Source organism: Vreelandella venusta (assembly GCF_044809155.1).
Classification (GTDB): Bacteria; Pseudomonadota; Gammaproteobacteria; order Pseudomonadales; family Halomonadaceae; genus Vreelandella; species Vreelandella venusta_B.
Genome location: NZ_CP085241.1, coordinates 2,540,786 through 2,558,202, shown reverse-complemented (window position 1 = coordinate 2,558,202; position 17,417 = coordinate 2,540,786). Strand labels below are relative to the sequence as shown.

General features: G+C 59.2%; 13 protein-coding genes and 1 tRNA gene. 8 read left to right on the top strand and 6 right to left on the bottom strand.

The genetic code is table 11. The annotated features are described in order from the left end of the window. Window positions 1–25: 25 nt before the first annotated feature. From LG301_RS11915 to LG301_RS11895, 5 genes are all read right to left on the bottom strand, one after another. The gene (locus tag LG301_RS11915) at window positions 26–901 is read right to left on the bottom strand and encodes an AEC family transporter (protein WP_404471372.1); all 876 of its coding nucleotides are present in this window, start codon (window positions 899–901) and stop codon (window positions 26–28) included. A gap of 69 nt (window positions 902–970) precedes the next feature. Then, entirely contained in the window at window positions 971–1,894 is a 924-nt protein-coding gene (locus LG301_RS11910; RefSeq protein ID WP_404471371.1) for a LysR family transcriptional regulator, read from the bottom strand. A 142-nt stretch (window positions 1,895–2,036) separates the two neighbouring features. Further along, on the bottom strand, window positions 2,037–5,177 hold the full coding sequence (locus LG301_RS11905) for an efflux RND transporter permease subunit (protein WP_404471370.1): 3,141 nt from the start codon (window positions 5,175–5,177) through the stop codon (window positions 2,037–2,039). Then, window positions 5,177–6,277, bottom strand: a complete 1,101-nt coding sequence (locus tag LG301_RS11900) for an efflux RND transporter periplasmic adaptor subunit (protein WP_404471369.1) — start codon at window positions 6,275–6,277, stop codon at window positions 5,177–5,179. The genes LG301_RS11905 and LG301_RS11900 overlap by 1 nt, the downstream gene beginning before the upstream one ends. 228 nt (window positions 6,278–6,505) lie before the next feature. Next, window positions 6,506–8,707 carry a TonB-dependent receptor domain-containing protein gene (locus LG301_RS11895; protein ID WP_404471368.1) on the bottom strand — a complete coding sequence of 734 codons (2,202 nt, stop codon included), beginning with the start codon at window positions 8,705–8,707 and terminating at the stop codon, window positions 6,506–6,508. 288 nt (window positions 8,708–8,995) lie between these two features. Between LG301_RS11895 and LG301_RS11890 the strand changes: the two genes are divergently transcribed. The 5 genes from LG301_RS11890 (at window position 8,996) to LG301_RS11870 (ending at window position 14,793) form a co-directional block, all read left to right on the top strand. Next, a complete protein-coding gene (locus LG301_RS11890) occupies window positions 8,996–9,931 on the top strand; it encodes an ABC transporter substrate-binding protein (RefSeq protein WP_404471367.1) in 936 nt (311 codons plus the stop codon). Window positions 9,932–9,987: 56 nt separating this feature from the next. Beyond that, window positions 9,988–10,956 (top strand): FecCD family ABC transporter permease, encoded by a 969-nt coding sequence (locus LG301_RS11885; RefSeq protein ID WP_404471366.1) that lies wholly within the window; start codon window positions 9,988–9,990, stop codon window positions 10,954–10,956. A 26-nt stretch (window positions 10,957–10,982) separates the two neighbouring features. Beyond that, complete coding sequence (locus LG301_RS11880; RefSeq protein WP_404471364.1) at window positions 10,983–12,113, top strand: FecCD family ABC transporter permease; 1,131 nt, start codon at window positions 10,983–10,985, stop codon at window positions 12,111–12,113. Further along, complete coding sequence (locus LG301_RS11875; RefSeq protein ID WP_404471363.1) at window positions 12,110–12,910, top strand: ABC transporter ATP-binding protein; 801 nt, start codon at window positions 12,110–12,112, stop codon at window positions 12,908–12,910. The genes LG301_RS11880 and LG301_RS11875 overlap by 4 nt, the downstream gene beginning before the upstream one ends. 107 nt (window positions 12,911–13,017) lie before the next feature. Beyond that, window positions 13,018–14,793 (top strand): ABC transporter ATP-binding protein, encoded by a 1,776-nt coding sequence (locus LG301_RS11870; RefSeq protein ID WP_404475247.1) that lies wholly within the window; start codon window positions 13,018–13,020, stop codon window positions 14,791–14,793. Window positions 14,794–14,819: 26 nt separating this feature from the next. Here the strand turns inward: LG301_RS11870 and LG301_RS11865 are convergent, their stop codons facing one another. Beyond that, complete coding sequence (locus LG301_RS11865) at window positions 14,820–15,395, bottom strand: hypothetical protein (RefSeq protein WP_404471362.1); 576 nt, start codon at window positions 15,393–15,395, stop codon at window positions 14,820–14,822. A 142-nt stretch (window positions 15,396–15,537) separates the two neighbouring features. On the opposite strand from LG301_RS11865, the gene LG301_RS11860 reads away from it, so the two are divergent. The 3 genes from LG301_RS11860 (at window position 15,538) to LG301_RS11850 (ending at window position 17,417) form a co-directional block, all read left to right on the top strand. Further along, window positions 15,538–15,614 (top strand) — tRNA-Ile (locus LG301_RS11860). 97 nt (window positions 15,615–15,711) lie between these two features. Next, window positions 15,712–16,785: a tyrosine-type recombinase/integrase gene (locus LG301_RS11855; RefSeq protein ID WP_404471361.1), complete on the top strand. Its 1,074-nt coding sequence runs from the start codon at window positions 15,712–15,714 to the stop codon at window positions 16,783–16,785. 398 nt (window positions 16,786–17,183) lie between these two features. After that, window positions 17,184–17,417 (top strand): DNA-binding protein, encoded by a 234-nt coding sequence (locus LG301_RS11850; protein ID WP_404471360.1) that lies wholly within the window; start codon window positions 17,184–17,186, stop codon window positions 17,415–17,417.

Here is a 17,417-nt window from a genome sequence, read left to right as displayed (position 1 = left end):
TAAGCGGACGGGGGTTCCCCCGCGGCTACATCAACAGCGCCAGCAATGCCGGTAAATAGAACAGCGCCATTAGCGTTGAACAGAAGACGAGGCTTGCCACATAAGCGGGTTCGCGTTGTGCACGCTGGGCAAATAGGTAGTTGAAGACCGCCACCGGCATACACATCTGCACCACCAGAATGCTCTGCGCCAGCGGCGGTAGGCCTAGCCAACCGGCAATGAGCCAGGCAGCCGCGGCTGCCAGCGGAATACGGATCAGGCTAAAGCCGACGCCAGAGCGCAGGCTTTTCACCTGAATACTGGCCAGCGACACGCCTAGCGTGATGAGCATCAGAGGCACGGTAAAGCCCGACATGAGATCGACCGTGTTGGCCATCCACAGGGGCAGTGAGGTATCGGTGAGCAGCAACGCCATAGAAATGACGATGGCATACACCGTCGGAGTCCTGAGCAGCGTTTTGATTGGGCTACCGCTGCTGCTTAGCACGGCCCCCAAGGTGAACTGAAACAGTGAGACCGTCACCATCACCGTAATGCCGTAAGCAAAGCCCGCGCTGCCAAACGCGTAAAGCACCACCGGTAGACCCATATTACCCGTGTTGGGGTACATCATCGGCGCGATGAGCACTCGCCAATCTCGGCGCAGCACCTTGGCAACGGCAAAGCTGGCGGCTCCCATGCTGACAATGACCAGGGACGCGGCCAGCATCACTTGCCCGAACGTACTGGCATCGATGGTGGCCCCTGAGAGTGACGCCAGCACTAGGGCAGGCGTACCAATATTGAAAACGAGACGCGTCACAAAATCGACGGGGTAGGGTTGCCCCAGGCGGACCCATAAAAAACCAAGCCCCGCACCAGCCAGTACAGGCGCCATGACGGCGAAGAGTTCAGCGAGCATTAAGGTTCCTTGACGATCGTCGGCTGCCTATTGTGGATAATTAGGCGGCTAACTGGCAAGGCGAATCTCTTAACTAGGATGAACGGCTTCCCCACGGGTTTGCCACGCGGCGGGCACCTGCTCGCGCAGAAACGCCAGCAGGGCGTTTACCCGGCGGGAGTGGTGCCCGTAGGCGTACAGCAGCGTGACGGGTAGCGGGGCAGGCTCCCAGCCTGGCAAACAGTTCATCAAGTCGCCGGGATGATGGCGTTCGCGCCTTTCGACCACCCAGTGGGGCAACAGGCCAATCCCCTGGCCATAAGCAATAGCATCAATGTGCAGCGCAGTCAGATCCACCCGCAGCCGCGAGCGGGGAGCGTTAAAGAGGTAGTCATCGTGTTCACGGTGATGCAGCAGCAGACCGCTGGAAGCGGTATCTAATAAATCGATCCAAGCGTGAGCATCAAGCTCGTTGGGATGCTGTGGGGTTCCTGCGTTAGCCAGATAACTCGGGTTGGCGTACAGGCCGCGGGTGAGATGACCTAAACGCTCTTGGTTCAGACCGCACTCATGGGTGGCGCCTAGCCAGATATGCACGCTGTTGCTGTGCATCTTAGTCGGCGGCGTTTCCCGGGTGTGCAGGGTTAGCTCGACCTTGGGGTAGCGGGTCAGAAACGCATCCATCACACCGGCCATCCAGCCTCTTGCCAGCGCACCGTGTACTTCCAGGGTGACTTTGCCGCTGATCTCCTCGCGCAGCTCGGCTAGAGCCTCTTGGCTGTGGGCGGCCATGGCCAGCAACTCGGTGCAGTAGTGCTGAAATAGCAGGCCCGCTTCGGTAGGGATCAAACGGTTTGCCTGGCGCCGCAGCAGCGGTTGGTTCAGTCGAGCCTCTAGCTGGCTAATCCGGCGGCTTAAAGTAGATTTTGCAAGCCCGAGCTTCTGTGCGCTGCGCGTCAAGCTGCCGGTGGTCATCACGTCGGCAAAGGCGGCGAGTTCATCAAAATCGTACATAGTCGGAGCCACTAGAGAAACGGAGGCGACCATTGTGCCACTTAATTGGTTGAATGAAAATAATTGCTATTTGTGTTTCGGCTGTTAGAACACAAATCTCTGCCGCTTGATGGCGGCCACCAACGGTAGCCGCATCGGGTATTTATCCTTGTGAGCGGGCTGAACGGCGCTCGGTGATCTTGAGCACGCTGATCATCAGCGCGGGCAGGAAGGTCACCGTGACCACCGCCGCACCCAGCAGGCCAAACAGCACAATCGCCCCCACGCCGCGATACAGCTCGGTGCCTTCGCCGGGTAAAAAGACCAGCGGCGAGAGCCCGCACAGGGTGGTCAGCGTGGTGATGGCGATGGGGCGCAGGCGGGTTTGTACCGCCTGTGATACGGCCTCCTGAACGCTGAGCGTTTTGTCATGCAGCCGCCGTCTGGCCTGGTCGACCACCAGAATGGGGTTATTCACCACCGTACCCATCAGGATTAAAAAGCCCAGCATAGTAATCACATCAAACGGTTGGCTAAGCGGCGCCAAGCCGATTAACGGCAACAGGCTGCCCACGCCGTTCATAGCGGCCAGCCCTATAATGCCGCCCACTGCGCCTAGCGGTATCGAGGTCAAGATCAGCAGCGGATAGCCCCAATGGGAGAAGATCGCCACCAGCAGCAGGTAAACGATCACGATGGCGATCAGGAAGTTGCCGGTAAGCGCCTCACGGGTGGCGTTCAACTGGTCGCTAGCGCCGGAAATCGAAACATCCACCGTCGAGGGCAGCACGCCCTCCTGGCGCAGCCGCTCCAGCATCGCCTCGGCCTGTTCGACGCCTGCTTCTAGTGCAATGCTGGCAGGCGGAATCACATTCAGCGTCACCGTACGGCTGCCGTCTACCCGGCGAATCACGCTGGTATCCATGGTTTCATCGATACGCGCCACCGCCGATAGCGGCAGCGTATAGCCATCGGGAGTGTGCAGCGGCAGGTTCGGCAGCTGGTCTAACGGCAGCGACGCCTGCGGGCCATAGAAGTAAATATCGATCTTCTCATCGTCTAAAAAGAAGTCATCCACATACGCACCTTCCCCCAGGGCAGAGACCGAAAACCCCACTGCCTCGGCAGAAATCCCCAGCTCTGCGATTCGCGCCCAATCGGGGCGGATTTGAATCAGCGGCTGGTCGAGTGACAGCGATGAAGGCTGGCTTTGAATACGCGGATTGCCAAACTGCGCATGGGCTTCGCGGTAGAGCGTATTGGCCGCGCCGTACACTGTGGCTAAATCTGGGCCCGCCACATCCAGGTTGATGCTGCGCGTGCCGCCATCGTTACTGGAAATAATCGAGCCTTTCGAGGCAAAGGCGCGCATGCCGGGGAAGCGTTCATAGTAGTTGGTGAGCGCCTCCATCAGAGCTTCGATATGCGCAGGGTCGGCCGCTTCCGCGACGATAAAGAGCAGCGTCGGGGCCACGCGCATACTCATATAGGCCAGCGGCGGCACCTCGGTATCGCCCGCTAAAAAGGCATCCGGCTCCGCCTGCACATGGGGCAGAAAGTACGCTTCGACCTGCTCGGCAATGCCGGCCATCTCCTGCAGGCTGTAGCCAGGGGGCGGGCTCATGCGTGCAAAGGTTTTGGGCTCCTCACCTTCGGGCAGGTACTCGGCGGGCGGTGTCAGGGCCAGGATTGTCCAGCCGCTGATCAGCAGCGTCAGCACTAGAATCACCCCGCGGCTTAGCGGCGTCGCAATCAGCCGCTCAAGCAGCGCGCCCAGCCGAGAAGGGCGCTCGTCGTCAGGTTTAGACGCGTGATGCATCGAAAAGCTAAACCGCGAGCAGAGCGAGGGCACCAGCGTGACGGCCACCAGCATGGAGGCAAATATCGCCGCCGAGACCGCAATGGCCACATCAGAGTAGAGCTGCCCGGCTTCCTCTTCGATGAAGATAATCGGCAAGAACACCAGAATAGTCGTGGCGGTGGAGGCGAGCGTTGCAGGCCACACTTCCTGCACGCCACGCAGTGCCGACTCAATACGGTCCAGCCCCTGGCGGCGGTAGCGCTCGATGTTCTCCAATACCACGATGCTGTTATCCACGCTCATGCCGATGGCAAAGGCAATGCCCGCCATAGAGATGACGTTGATGGTTCGGCCAGTCAGCATTAGCCCCAAAAAGGCGGCAATAGTGCAGAACGGAATGCCGATCACGCCGATAAACGTGGCGCGAGCCGAGCGCAAAAACAGGTACATCACCAGGGTCGCGAAGGCGGCCCCGAGCAGCAGGTTGCTCCACACGTTGCTCACGGAGGCTTCTACGTAGCGCACGTCATCGGCCGTCAGCACAATCTCCATGCCTGCGGGTCGCAGAATGGCCTCGTTGATCGCTGCCAGTTCATCCTGCACAGCGTATTTGATGTCGATGACATTGGCGCCGCTCTCCCGGCGCAGGTCCATCCCAATCCCCGCTTCGCCGTTGTAGAACGACAGCTGATTAAGCCGCGACTGCCCTTGGCGCACGTCCGCCACATCGGCCAGCCGCACGATGCTATCGCCCTCGCGGGCCACCACCAGCTGTGCCAGCGCCTCGGCGCTATCAAACCGGCCCAACGTGCGCACCAGATAACGCCGTTTTCCCGCATCCAGCTCGCCGCCGGAGATATCTCGATTGCGCTGGGTAATCGCTTCGCGCAGCTCCAGCAGCGAGACACCGCGCTGGGCCAAGGCGGCGGGGTCGACCAAAATTTGCAGCTGGCGCTGGGCGCCACCGTTCACGCCAACTTCCGAGACCCCTTCAATGCCTTCCAAACGCGGGCGCACGCGGTCTTCTATGAAGTCGCTCATCAGCTGGATATCCAGCGCGTTGGGGTTGCCGGGCAGGGTGCCGACGTGAAAACGCAAAAACGCATCGGTGGAGAACGCGGCCGACACCACCCGGGGCTGGTCGACGTTATTGGGGTAGGAGGAGACCTGGCTTAAGGCGTTGTTCACCTGAATCAGCGCGGCGGTCATATCCACGCTGAACGGAAACTCCAGCTCGATCTCGGCGCTGCCGCTTTCCGCTACCGCCGTCATACGGGTGAGGTTGGGCACGTTGCGCAGGTACTGCTCCTGCTCCACCAGAATCTCTTTTTCGATATCCTGGGGCGTCGCGCCCGCCCAGCGCGTTTCCACGGTAATGGTGCGCGCTTCGATATCCGGAATCATCTGCACCGGAATACGCAGCGTCGCGGCGATGCCCAACAGCAGGAAAATCAGCGCAATGACGGTCACCAGCGTTTGCTGGCGCAGCAGGGCAGCAAACATTATTCGCCACCCTCCGAGACGGCTTCAACGCTGACGCCTTCCACCAAGGATTCATTGCCGCGAACCACTACCTGCTCGCTGCCGGAAAGCCCGCTGGTAATTTCCACGCGCTCAGCGAAGTTGATGCCCACCTCGACCCTTTGTTCGCGCACCTGGTACGTGCCGCTGTCGTCAGGCGTGGCGACCCATACCGTGACTCGGCCATCTGGGTAACGGCTAAGCGCATCCCGGGAGACGGTGATGCCATCGCGCCCGGTGGCAGCTTTCACCACGGCGTCGACCGCATTGCCAGGGTAGAGCGGCAGCGCTTCGGGCACCTCGGCACGCAGCAAAAACGTCCGCGCGCTAGAGGCGCTGACCGGCACTAAGGTCGCGATGCGGGCTTCAGCGCTCTGCTCGCCTGCCGTTAGGGTGAGTGTGGCGTTCTCCTCCAAGGCGGTATAAAACGCTTCGGGCACCTGAAAATCGGCGCGCAGGGCGTTGAGGTTGACCAAGCGGGCGACGCTGTCTCCCGGCGTGACCCACTCGCCCAGGTTGACGCTTCGCTCGCTGACCACACCGCTGAACGGTGCAGTCATCGTGTGGCGCTCCAACAGTGCGTTGAGCCTTGACTGTTCGGCGTTCAGTCGGGAAAGCGCTGCGTTGGCGACGCTTACCGCGCTGCGCCGGGCGCTCACTTCCGTAGCGGCAATGTTGCGCCCAGCCCCCACGGATTCCGCCTCCCGCAGCAGCCGCTGCGCTTCGCTAAGCGCGGCCCGGGCTTCCTCTTCTGCCGCTTGCGCCCCGGCTAGCTCAAAGCGCGCTAAATCATCATCCAGCGCCACCAGCGTGTCGCCTGCATCAACCCGGTCGCCTGGGTTTACGTTAATCGCCGCGACCAGCCCCGCCACCGACGAGGAGAGCAGCGCATCCTCCAGGGAGTTCACCGTGCCGACCAGGTTAAGCTCTTGATAAATCGGCTCCCGGTTAACGCTGGCCAGCTCAACCCGTGGGGCAGATTGGGCCAGCGCGGTGCTAGCAATGAGTGAAAAGGCCAGTAGCAGCACCAAGCGAGCTAAGGGAACTAAGGGAAGAGGGCGGGCAAGTAAAGGCACCGTCATAACAGGTAGTTTCCTAACTTAGGTGAAGGGCAGTCAAGGCGCAGACGAGCAAGTAACGTACTGTGCTCATACTACCCAAGCGAATGCGTTGAAATAGATTAAAACCATGAATCGCTGCCATAGGGGGAAGCTACTGCGGGGCGCTTCACCCAAAATCACGTCATAAAAAAGCCCCGGCGCGTAGCCGGGGCAGCAAGTCAGCATTGAAACAGTAAGAAACTTCAAACGTTAGAAGTCGTAAGTGGCAGAGACCCAGAAACTGCGGCCATCCAGGGCAATACCGTCGGTGGCGCGGCCTGTTTGGGTAAAGCGATAAGCGCGTAAGGTTTCGCCGTTATGCTCAAAGGTATCTGAGCCCGTAAAGTCTTTATCGAACAGGTTGTAGATGGTGCCGGTAAGGCGCACGTTGTCGCTGAAGCGGTAGGAGCTGCGCAGGTTGAACAGCTCGTAACCATCCAGCTTGTTGCCCAGCTGCTCGACGAGTGAGGCGGATTCCCCGCTGATTTCACCGACAAAACGCTCGCGGGAAGAGTAGTACTCACCTTCCAACGTGGTGCTCCAGCGGTCGTTGATTGCCCAGGTGAGGTCTGCGGTCAGCTTGTGATCAGGCGTGTTAGTGAGTACCTGGCCTTCATTAGCCCCCGAGGTGATTTCGGAATCGGTGAAGGTATACCCACCGCTAACACGCCACGCCGGTGTAATTTGGTAGCTGGCATTTAGCTCAACGCCACGGGTTTCAGCTTCGTCGATATTGGTGAGCTGGCCGAAGCTCTCCTGCTGGGTGAAGTTGCCGACACTCAGGCAGTTCGCTAGCCCGGCATTCGGCGTATTGCCGTTGCTATCGACAAATTGGCAGTTAGGAATATCGGCCGCATCGGCAATGCGGTCGGTGAACCGGTTGTAGAACACCGTGGCACCCGCCGAGAAACCGCTTTGATTATCGTAGATAGCGCCAATTTCATAGTTGGTGCTTTTTTCTGGCTCTAGCGTCGGTGAGCCAAGTGTCACGGTGCGCCCCTGGGCGGTGAAGCCGGTTACGCCATCATGCAGGTCATTAAGCGACGGCGTCTTATAACCACGGCTTACGCCGCCTTTCAGCGTCCAGTTAGGTGTGGTGTTCCACACTAAATAGCCGCGTGGACTAAAGTGGCCACCAAATGCATCGTGGTGTTCATATCGGCCACCGAGTGTCAGCGCCAGGTCGTCGCGCAACAGCCACTCATCTTCAGCAAACAGCGCCCAGCTGGTTTGTTCAAACGGCTGGTTGCCTGAAGCGCCATCTTCTAATTCAGCATCAATGTATTGACCGCCAATGGTTGCAATATGGTCGCCAATGGGGGCAACAAACTTGGTGTCGACGATAATATCGCGGTTTTCTAATAGGCGATCTTCGCCCCCTTGGGCCTCGTAGCCATATTCAGGTGCACTGCCCGCCGGCAGGGTGCGACCGAGGGTCTCGGTGACGTTGCGGGTAATGCTGCTTTCCCAGGTACCCGCGCTATAGTGGCCGGTGTGGCCAATGGCGATTTGGTCGCGATTAAAACGCAGTTCGTCTTTATAGCCGTTCACCGTGCCGGGGGAAGGTTGGCCCGCGCGGTTGGTACCGTCTTGGGTGCCCAAGCGGTTATCGTCATTGGAGTACACCTGACGGGCGCGCTCGGCATCCAGCCAGAACTCGTTCGCCTCATCCGGGGTGACGTTTAAACGCCCACCGATGGAGTAAATACGTGCTTCTACAGGGCGCGGATCGCGGCCGGCGCTGTTTTCAACCATACGGTCTGAGCTATCGCGATCAAACAGGCGGCCACGCACCTGCAGGCCAACGGTGTCTTCCACCAGTGGCCCGGCGCTGTAAAGGTTAATCGCCGAGCTGTTGCCCGCATCGCGATCTTCCTGGAAGGTGTTCTCAACGCTCACCGAGCCCGCCCAGTCATCGCCAATGCGGCGAGTGATGATGTTGATAACCCCGCCCATGGCGTCAGAACCATACAGTGTCGACATCGGGCCACGAATCACTTCAATGCGTTCAATGGCAGAGAGCGGCGGTATAAAGCTGGTAGAGGTTTCGCCAAAGCCGTTCGGCGTGACGCTACCGGAGGTGTTCTGGCGACGGCCATTGATAAGAATCAGCGTGTAGTCGCTGGGCATGCCACGGATAGAGATGTTCAAGCCACCGGTTTTGCCTGTGCCTGCACGCACATCGACGCCCGGTACGTCAGCAATGGCTTCGGCGATGTTAGAGAACTGTTTTTGCTCCAGCTCTTCACGGGTTATCACGGCAATACTCGCAGGGGCATTGTTCAGCGTTTGCTCGTACCCGGCGGCGGTCACCACCATATTGTTAAGCTGGGTGCTCTCCTGGGCATGAGCTGTCGCAGTAACGCTAAGCGCGATGGCACTGGCGAGGGCGGTGCGAGTAAAGCGTGGCATGGCGATCCCCTGATATGAGTATTGTTTACCAATGAAACTGATTATCAAATGAGCCGCGGATTCTAAGAAGAAAAGTTCCCATTTGCGAGGCTGCTCCATCGAACATTACGTTGCGTTTAATGGAACAGTGCGCTTCAAGGCGCAATGCTCTCAGCGTTTTTTACCTTGCTAGGGAAGTGCTGAAGGCCAGGGTTGCAGAAATGGCAACACGCTATTCGTTGTAATAGGAGTGCAAGTGCTTTTGAGAATCGTTACTATTGGGTTAACGGTTAATCAGGAGAGGCTCACATGCGACACACGTTTCTGCAGCGCGGTTTACTCGGGATGGTGATGGGCGGCTTGCTGATGGGCACCGCCCAAGCGCGCACGCTGGAGACGGCTTACGGCGACGTTGAGGTTGTTGATCACCCGGAGCGTGTAGTCACCCTATATGAAGGTGCGCTGGATGCCGCGCTGGCGGCGGGCGTGACCCCGGTAGGGGCGGTCACCACCCGTGGCGGCGACAACGTGGCGGAATACGTGACCGACTACCTAATGGCGAACGAGCTAGAACGCCCTGAGATTGTGGGCGTTGTGCGAGAAATTAATATTGAAGCGGTATTGGCTCAGCAGCCGGATCTGATTTTAGCCGCGGCCCAGCTGCCGGAGGAGCAGTACCAGCTTTTGTCACAAATCGCTCCTACCGTGGTGCCCCACACGCAACCGCTGGCGGCGGATAACTGGGAAGCCGAAGCGCGTCTGTTCGGCCAGGCCTTGAACCAAGAAGAGGCCATTGAGGAAGCGATCAGCGCCGTCGATCAGCGGGTCGACGCTATGTCAGACGCAGTAGCTGAAGCCGACGTGGGCAGCAACGCCTATCTGGTGCGCTGGATGCCCGGTGGCCCCATAGTGATGTCGGAAAACCTGATTGCCACCGGCCTGTTAGAGCGCGTCGGCCTGGACGTTCAAGGCGGCGAGCTGATTGGTGAGCGTGGCGTGCATAGCGACGTATTAAGCCTTGAAAACCTTTCCCAGGTTGACGGCGACTGGCTGTTTTTGGCCACGCTAAATGATGACGGCCAAGCCGCCCTAGATAGCGCCAAACAGAGCGCCGCCTTCAACCGCTTGAACGTGGTACAGAACGAACGAGTGGTGCCGGTAAACGGCCAGCTCTGGAGCAGTGCCAACGGCCCGCTGGCGGCTCAGGCGATTCTGGGTGACATCGAGAATGCGTTATTGCCGTGATGCTACTTACCAAGGCAGGGAGTAGCGCCAGGTGGCGCTGTTCATCCCGATACTGGATGCTGATTCTGCTCACCGCCCTTGTGGCGGTGAGCGTCGTTAGTTTGTTGATAGGCGCAGGCAGCGTTGGCCCCCGCCAAGTGCTGGGGCTGCTAAGCGGTAGTGATCACGCGGAAGCGCGTTTTATCGTCTGGGAGCTGCGCGCCCCCCGCACGCTAATTGGCATTGCCGTTGGGGTAGCGCTGGGCGTAGCGGGGGCGCTGCTGCAAGCGGTTTCCCGCAACCCGCTGGCCGAGCCAGGCTTGTTGGGCGTGAGCGCTGGTGCTGCGTTTGCTGTTTCCCTGGCACTGGTGTTAGGGGCCAGCGCGGCCACTTTGCGCATCCCCGTGGCCCAGTTAGGCGCGCTCATCGGCTGCGTGTGCGTGCTCAGCGTGGCGCGGCTGCGCGGTGTGGGGAGCGACCCGGTGCGTTTAGTGTTAGCAGGGGCCGCGTTTTCAGGGCTGCTCGGTTCGCTCAGCGCCCTGATGCTGCTTTACGACCAGCGCGCCGCCGATGAGATTCGCTTTTGGGTAGTGGGCAGCTTGGCCGGTAGGCGGCTAGACGATTTATGGGCCGTGCTGCCCAGCCTGCTGGTAGCAGGAGTAGGCGTTGTATTGATTGCCCGGCCGCTGGCCGCGCTGGCGCTAGGAGAACGGGCCGCCAGCGGTTTAGGGCACCGCCCTGGGCTGATTCGCTGGCTGGCGGTGGGCTGTGTGGCGCTATTAGTCGGTGCAGCCACCGCCATTGCTGGGCCAATTGCGTTTGTGGGGCTGGTGGTGCCTTTTGTGGCGCGGGCCATCGCCGGGCCGGATATTCGCTGCACGCTCTGGTTCTGCCTGCCCGTCGGCCCGCTGATCGTACTCACCGCCGATATTATCTCCCGTGTCGTCGTCGCCCCCTCCGAGCTGCCCTTGGGCGTGCTCACCGCGCTATGCGGCGCCCCGGTGCTGATTGCTGTGGTGCGGGCCAAGCGCCTGCCCATGCTCTAACGCACTCTCTTTGGTTATCTGATGCTATGAAAATGACGGCAAAACAGTCGATGAGCGGTGTGGCACTGCCCCGCACATCCACCGCTTATCAAGAAGCTTCGAGCGCACAAAAGGTGGCTGCCCCGCAGGGCTACTGGCGCGCCGAGCTGCCCCGCTATGGGGTGAGCGTGCTTCTGGAAAAGCGCGCCGTGGCGGTCAATATCGGGTTGAGTGCCGCGCTGTTGGCCGCCTGCGTGCTCTATTTAAGCCTGGGCAGCGTGACGCTTTCCCCGAATGCGGTGGTGGCTTCCTTAGTGGGGCGGGGCGATAGCATGACGACGTTTATGGTGCAGCAGCTGCGCCTGCCGCGCCTGATCGCCGCCTGTTTTACTGGGGCTGCGTTTGCGCTGGCCGGGGTGTTAATGCAAACCCTGGCCCGTAACCGCTTGGCGACCCCCGGCATTATCGGCATCGATAACGGTGCTACCGCCTTTGCGGTGGCCTCGATTGTTGGGTTAGGCGTAGGGATTGCCCCGCCTGCCATGGCGCTGGCGGGGGCGACCACCGCCGCCGTGCTCACCTTTGGCCTAGCGTCGGGCAGTGGCACCCAGGGCTACCGCTTTATTGTGGCGGGCATTGGCGTGGGCGCGGTTTTTGGCGCGGTTACACAGCTGATGTTGGCGCGGGTAGCGATCGATACCGCCAACGCCGCCTACCCCTGGACCGTTGGTTCCCTCAATGCCCGCCCGGCAAGCGCGGTACAGCTATTGGGTATTGGCTTAGCGCTTGGGCTGGTGGCCGCGCTGGCGCTGTCCCGCTCGCTCACGCTGCTGCGCTTTAAGGATGCCATCGCCAGTGGCTTGGGCACCGCTGTGAAAGCGCGGCGGCTGCAGGTGTTGTTACTGTCAGTGGTGCTCACTGCGCTGGCCGTTGCCGTGGCGGGGCCGGTGGGCTTGGTGGCGCTGATCGGCCCTGAAATTGCCCGCTCGCTCTCCAGCGCCCGCCATGTGCCCATTCTAGCCGCCACGCTGGCGGGAGCCCTGGTGATGGTGTTAGCCGATTTAGCGGGCCGCACGCTGTTTGCCCCCATCGAGATCCCCGTGGGGATTGTTACCGCCGTGGTGGGTGGCCCCTGGCTACTCTGGATACTAATGCGCCCGCAACGGAGCCGCCCATGACCTCATTACCCACACTTTCTACCGATGCGCTCAGCATGAGCTACGGCCAGCGCCAAGTGATTCACGAACTCGGCGTTAGCTTGCCCAGCGGGCAGGTAACCGCCATTGTTGGCCCCAACGGCTGTGGTAAATCCACGCTGCTTTCTGGGCTTGCCCGTCTACACAAACCCGATAGCGGTGCCGTGCTGCTCAACGGTCAAGACATCGCCCAAATGCCCGCCCGCCAACTTGCCACCAAGCTGGCGCTACTGCCCCAAGAGGCGGTCGCTCCGGAAGGGCTGACCGTCACCGAACTGATTCGCTTTGGCCGTCAGCCCCATCAAGGCTGGCTGCGCCAGTGGTCAGCGGAAGATCAGCAGGTGGTGCACCATGCGCTTGCCGCTGCCGGGTTGGAAGCGCTTGCCGACCGGCCGTTGGAAGCGCTTTCCGGCGGCCAACGCCAGCGCGCCTGGATCGCCATGACCATCGCCCAGCAAACGCCGCTTTTACTACTCGACGAGCCCACCTCCGCGTTAGACTTAGGCCACCAAATCGAAGTGTTCGAGCTGGTGCGCGACCTGGCCTGCCAAGGCCGCACCGTGGTGATGGTGCTGCACGACCTCGCCAGCGCCTGCCGCTACGCCGACCACCTGATTGCCATGCGCGACGGGCAGATTGTTGCCCAGGGCGCGCCCGCTGAGGTGGTAACGCCCGCGCTGGTGCGGGAGCTGTATCAGGTGGAGTGCACGCTGCTGCTTGACCCCGATACCGGCAGCCCTTTGCTCGCCAACGTGCGGCGGGCGAGCCAACCCGCGTAACGTGTTGAAGGTTAACCACCCTAGATAACAACGTAAAAGGAATTGATGTGGCTTCTTCCCCGACCCGCGCTGACAAAGCGTCCGTCAATCAAAGCTTTCACGCCTTAATGCGCCTGCTGCGCTACGCCAAAGGCTATCGGCGGCAGATTATCACCGCCACGATTTGCTCGATTATCAACAAGCTGTTCGATATTGCCCCGGAAATCCTGATTGGCGTGGCGATCGATGTGGTGGTGAACCAGGAAAACAGCTTTGTGGCGCGGCTGGGGTTTGAATCGCCTCAAGAGCAGATCACCATTTTGGCGGTGCTCACCTTCTTTATTTGGGCGGGGGAGTCGCTGTTTGAGTACCTGTTCCAAATTCTCTGGCGCAATCTGGCCCAGCGGCTGCAAGCGGATATGCGCCAAGACACCTATGAGCACGCCCAGCGGCTCGATATGGAGTTTTTCGAATCGAAAAGCTCCGGCCAGCTAGTGGCCACCATGAACGATGACGTCAACCAGCTAGAGCGCTTTCTGGATGGCGGTGCCAACGCGCTGATTCAAGTAGTGGTGACGGTGGTGGCCGTAGGCGCGGTGTTCTTCGTGCTTTCTCCGCTGATCGCGCTGCTGGCGTTTACGCCCATTCCGCTGATCATTTGGGGCGCGTTTTTCTTCCAGCGCAAAGCCGGGCCGCTGTACAGCGACGTGCGCGAAAAAGTAGGCGACCTTGCCAGCCGTCTCTCCAACAACCTCAGCGGCATCGCCACGATTAAAAGCTTCACCAGCGAAGCGCGGGAAGCCGAGCGGCTGCGGGATGCCAGCGAAGCCTATGTGGAAGCCAACCGTCGCGCGATTAAAGTCAGTTCTGCGTTTATTCCGGTCATCCGCATGGCGATTCTTGCGGGCTTTCTTGCCACCTTTACCGTCGGCGGCATGATGGCGCTGAACGGCAGCCTCAACGTGGGCGCGTATGGCGTGCTGGTGTTCCTGACCCAGCGCCTGCTGTGGCCGCTCACCGGCCTTGCCCAGGTGATTGACCTGTTCGAGCGCGCCATGGCCAGCACCAAACGGATTCTGGATTTGCTCGAAGTGCCGATTACCGTAAAGGACGACAGCACCACGCCTTTGGCTGCCCCAATACAAGGCGACGTGCGTTTCGAAGCGGTGAGTTTTCAATATGAGACCAGCCAAGTAGGTGTGAACGGCGTGGATCTACACGTGCCCGCTGGCAATACGCTGGCGCTGGTGGGGGCCACCGGCTCCGGTAAATCGACGCTGATCAAACTGCTGCTGCGTTTTTACGACCCCACCAGTGGCCGTGTGTTGGTAGATGGCCAGCCCATCACCGACGTAAGTATGCACTCACTTCGCCAAGCGATTGGCTTAGTCAGCCAGGACGTGTACCTGTTTGAAGGCAGCATTCGCGACAACATCGCCTACGGCCAGCCGGATGCCAACGATGCCGCGATTATCGACGCCGCCAAAACCGCCGAAGCCTGGAGCTTTATCGAAACGCTGCCCCAAGGGCTGGATACGCCGGTGGGTGAGCGGGGCGTGCGCCTTTCCGGCGGCCAACGCCAGCGGCTTTCACTGGCGCGGGCGCTGTTAAAAGACCCGCCGATTCTAGTGCTGGATGAAGCCACCAGCGCGGTGGATAACGAAACCGAAGCGGCCATTCAGCGCTCGCTAAAGCGCATCGCCCACGGCCGTACGGTGATTATGATTGCCCACCGGCTTTCCACCATTGTGCACGCTGATGAGATTGTGGTGATTGAAAAAGGCCAAGTGGCCGAGCGTGGCACCCATGCCAGCCTGCTAGACGCCGATGGCCATTATGCCGCCCAGTGGCGGGTACAAACCGGGGCCGCCCAGGCAGGCGATGTTGAAGCGCTTAGCCACTAAGCGCTCATCTGTGGCTAAGCCAAGCGTTAGCGGTTCACCAGCAGCGCATTTAGCGTGACAGGCACATGCTCATCAATCTGCTGGTAGCCCAGCATCGACAGCACGGTACGCACCGTGCTGTTGGCCATCAGCGCGTTGCCATCCAGCGCCATGGGTTCGGCGTGGGTCACGCGCACCTCGTTCAACCCCTCGCGGGTAAAGCGCAGCGGCACCGCTTCTTCTTGGTTAATCAGATCGGTTTGCACCCGAAAGGTGATGGTTTCTACCATCGACTCGCCAATATCCAAGCCGTCTAACCGCTCCGGCGGCATTTGCGCCACCAGCGTCACCAGCGTGGTGTTCGCCAGCAAGCCCACCCACGGCGGCAATTCCCCAAAGCGATTGAGCAGATCGGTTTGGCTCAAGCGCAGCGGCAGGCGCAGCGTGCCATCGGCAGCAATATCGCCCTGTAAATTATTCACCTGATGGTGATGAGTTTGCGGGGCCTCGCCATCCAGCTGGGTAATCGACGCCTGCACCCGAGACTGGCCAGGATCAAGTTGCCAATCCGCCTGCACCGGCATCGCCAGCAGCAGCGGGAAAAGAACTATCAAAGCTTTCAAAGCGTATCTCCGCATGAGGAACTCACTACCAGACCCCAGGGGGTTCAATAAGTGCCACTAAACAATTGCTGCCATTACCACAAGATACGCCATTAAGGGGTAGCCTCGCCCGAGCACATTCGCTATTATATGCACGCTTTTCGGGCCTATAGCTCAGTTGGTTAGAGCAGGGGACTCATAATCCCTTGGTCGTAGGTTCAAGTCCTACTGGGCCCACCATTAAAATCAGTAACTTAGCAATTGTCTCTGGTGAGTCCCCTAGTCCAAGGGTACAGTTTCGGTACAGTGCCGATCTTTCAGACCCTGGAGATTTTTTGTGGCCACTATCGTCAAGACCCCTTCTGCCACTTGGAAAGCCGTCATCCGCAAGTCGGGTTGGCCCACCATCGCAAAAACCTTTCGTACTAAACGTGACGCCCAAGATTGGGCACGCCGCACTGAAGATGAAATGGTGCGTGGTGTTTATATCCAACGTAGTGCCTCAGAGCGCATGACGCTTGAAGCAGCCTTGCAGCGCTACCTAGCCGATATCACGCCTACTAAGAAACCCAGTACTCAAAAAAGTGAACGCCAAAAAGCGACGACGCTTATTGAGCATTTAGGCAAATACTCCCTTGCAGCGCTGACCCCAGAGCTGATCGCCAACTACCGTGATAAACGACTCAACTCACTAGGACGGCGTGGGCAGCTTATCAGCCCTAATACCGTGCGCCTGGAGCTTGCCTTACTCGGACACCTTTACACCGTGACCATACAGGAATGGGGACTGGGACTTACCTATAATCCCGTCCAGAACATCCGCAAGCCTAGCCCAGGAGAAGGGCGTAACCGTCGCCTGAATTCTGACGAGGAAAAGCGGCTGTTTGCTGTTCTGCGGCAGCATAGCAATCCAATGCTAGCTTGGATCGCTAGAGTAGCCCTGGAAACGGGTATGCGCTCTTCAGAGATCCTGACTCTCACTCGCAATCAGGTAGACGTTAAACGCCGTGTGGTGCGCCTTACAGACACCAAAAACAACGAAGCCCGCCTAGTGCCGTTGACTCAAGTGGCAACCGAAGCGTTCAAACAAGCGCTTAATAACCCAGTTCGCCCGCTCGACTGTGATCTAGTGTTCTTCGGTGAGCCTGGCCAGGATGGAAAGCGGGGTCCCTATGCTTACACCAAACTATGGAACCAGGCGAAGAAGCAAGCTGGTCTGGATGACTTCCGCTTTCACGACCTTCGCCATGAGGCTGTGAGCAGATTAGTCGAAGCTGGTTTAAGTGATCAGCAGGTGGCAGCAATTAGCGGCCACAAGTCCATGCAAATGCTGCGGCGCTACACCCACCTACGGGCTGAAGACCTAGTAGACCAACTCGATGCCATTGAGCAGCGACGCTCGAAGACGTAGCAACAATAGACTTGTAAAGTCTATTCCACTCGAATACCAACATCGTCGAGCCCAAAAGGGCGAGTAAGTTACTTGTAAACGGACACTGCCAGCTTGCTGGCGGTGGACCGTTTACACATCCTGCCCGCAATAAAAACCGCGCCAAGCAGCATCCCCAAAATTTCCACGCAATGAGAGTGAATAATTCTCTGTCATTTAGAATATTTTAGAATATTGAGTACACCAAAAATGAGCTGAGCTTATAGAGTGCGCTTATAGTGCGATTGAATGCGGTTGCAGTGCGCTTATAGTGCGGTTAAGTCTTATTTTTCAATATCTTACGATATATCGTAAGTATACAAGCTAGCTCGATATTCATAACCTCCGTAAGGCAAGTATCAATTACGGAGGATTATACAATGACTATCGAGGACTCCCTTCTCGACCGTTTTGGCCCCCTGCTGAGCCTTCCTCAGTTGGCCAATGTTCTCGACCGTTCACCAGACGGCCTGCGCATCAGCCTGCGCTCAAATAACCCCTGGGCAACTGAACTCAACCAGGCAAAGCTGAAAGTTGGTCGGCGTGTCTATTTTCGCACTTCACAAATTGCCGAGTTGCTGGACAGTGATCGGCTCTGCGGTGATAGGGGGTGA